This window comes from Paenibacillus sp. FSL H7-0331, from assembly GCF_001956045.1.
This window is the reverse complement of sequence record NZ_MRTH01000122.1, coordinates 1-2,119: the sequence shown is the minus strand read 5'-3', so window position 1 is coordinate 2,119 and position 2,119 is coordinate 1. Positions and strand designations below refer to the sequence as shown.

Sequence of the window (2,119 nt, the reverse complement as noted above, 5' to 3'; positions counted from 1 at the left end):
AATTCTTTTCGATCATTTTCGACATTCCGTCAAAAGCGACCTGATCAATATAACACATTCATTCATTCAATTGCAAGCTTTTTTTTCATTAACTTTTTTAAAGTGTTTCAAGTCATTTCGTTTTCCGTACCATCTTGCGGCCGGATTAACAATATACCACATCAGTCTAGATAATTGCAAGCTCTTTTCAAATTTATTTGTGTAGTTTGTTATTAACATTAAATAATCCAATTTCAGGTATTTATTGGTTGGTTTTATACATTGTCCTATTTCCTTGTTTGTGTTAACTTTTAAAAATGCCATCTGAGAGTGTCCTTTAAGCCTGTTTACCCTACTTAAAGATTCGGAGGAATTGAATGAGACGTTTTACAAAGCTATTTTTATTGTCTTCAGTTGTGTTGTTATCTTATTTTACCTCGGTAAGTAGTATTCATGCAGCCCCACCATCAGCAAACGACGTTAAGGTACAAATCAATGAACAGTTGGTTACTTTTCCTGATGCCCAGCCATTTCTGGATAGCAATCATCTCTTGCAAATCCCGGTGCGTACTTTAAGTCAGAAGCTCAATTATGAAATCAATTGGGAACATAAAGAACAATCAATAAACATCACCATAGCCAAAAGCGGTCACACCGTATCCTTTACTACGGGTACCAGCATAGCCACAACTAACGGGAACCCCCTAATCTTGGATTCAGCACCCCAATTGATAAATGGAACTACCTATGTGCCTTTACGTGATCTTGCAGATGCTCTTGGTATCCGACTACAGTGGGACGCCCAGAATCACATTGCGATATTAAATCAGGATGGCAAGTATCACGCTCCCTCTTGGTATGCCCCGAGCTATAAGGTCATCGATGGAACTGCAACCGCCTATACTGGATCATCCGCTGAAAATGGTGGCTACGCAGGCAAAGATTTTTTTGGTAATCCATTAGCCGTCGGCAGTATTTCTGTCGATCCCAACATTATTCCATTAGGCTCCAAAGTATATATAGAAGGTTATAACTACGATGGTCTTCCCTCTGATGGTTTGTATGCGACCGCTACCGACACAGGCAATGCTGTAAAAGGAAATAAGATCGATATCTACGTTCCGGACAACGCTATAAAAGCTGCTCAGTTTGGTATTCAGCAAGTAAAAATATATATTTTGAACAATTAAGTTTTCCTGAGAGTGATTGCCTAACCAGCGATTACTCTTTTTTTGTATAATCCGAGGGGTCCATGACAAACTAAAAGCTATTAAGACTTAGAGGAGTGGAGCGTTTGATAAAAGTATTGATTGGAAAAATACTGCTTTTGATCTTGGTATTAGTAATGACTACAGCTGCCTCCGCCAATCCCAACAGTGAGGTGGTTTGGAATGTAATAACTGATAAAAAGCTGATTGCCATTACTTTTGATGATGGTCCTAACCCTATTTATACCCCACAAATTCTGGACCTGCTCAAAGCGCACCAGGCCAAGGCAACCTTTTTTGTTTTAGGAAAAAGAGTACAAATGTATCCAGCCCTCGCCATACGTGAGGTAAATGAAGGGCATGAAATAGCTAATCATACTTTTGACCATCATTATTTGAAAAATGTACCACCGGAGAAGCTGATAGAGGAAATACGTCAAACTCAAGATATTATTTTTGATGTAACGGAACAAATGCCTCACGTCTTTCGTCCTCCTGGAGGATTCTATAACGATGCGTTGCTTCAATTAACTGGGGAGGATAAGCTAACCGTTGTGATGTGGTCCTGGTATCAGGATACAAAGGACTGGAAACGGCCAGGCGTGGATAAAATCGTGAGTACGGTGCTCTCGAATGTCCATAATGGAGATATTATATTATTCCATGATCTTCAGGGGGATTGCAGCCAAACGGTTGAAGCCCTTAGACAAATTTTACCGGAGCTTGGAAGGCAGGGTTATCAATTTGTCACTGTGACTGATCTCATCGCTCGAACCAAAAAATAGAAAAAGTTATGTTTTTCCATACAAAAAAGCAGTTGATCACTGAGATCAACTGCTTCATTGTGCTTGGCAACGTCCTACTCTCCCAGAACCCTGCGGTTCAAGTACCATTGGCGCTGAAGGGCTTAACGGTCGTGTTCGAGATGGGAA

The 2,119-nt window shown here is 40.3% G+C and carries 2 protein-coding genes and 1 rRNA gene; 2 read left to right on the top strand and 1 reads right to left on the bottom strand.

Annotated features, from left to right (window positions below; translation table 11 throughout):
* Positions 1–356 precede the first annotated feature (356 nt).
* On the top strand, positions 357–1,169 hold the full coding sequence (locus BK127_RS41985) for a stalk domain-containing protein (RefSeq protein WP_076238551.1): 813 nt from the start codon (positions 357–359) through the stop codon (positions 1,167–1,169).
* A 104-nt stretch (positions 1,170–1,273) separates the two neighbouring features.
* Positions 1,274–1,972, top strand: coding sequence for a polysaccharide deacetylase family protein (locus BK127_RS41980; protein WP_256711712.1), 699 nt, complete (start codon positions 1,274–1,276; stop codon positions 1,970–1,972).
* A 61-nt stretch (positions 1,973–2,033) separates the two neighbouring features.
* Here the strand turns inward: BK127_RS41980 and rrf are convergent.
* Positions 2,034–2,119: ribosomal RNA gene (gene rrf, locus BK127_RS41975) — 5S ribosomal RNA — on the bottom strand; the annotation flags it as partial.

Coding starts and splice junctions, on each gene's coding strand:
- BK127_RS41985 (WP_076238551.1), top strand. CDS start 357: ATGAGACGTTTTACAAAGCTATTTTTATTGTCTTCAGTTGTGTTGTTA.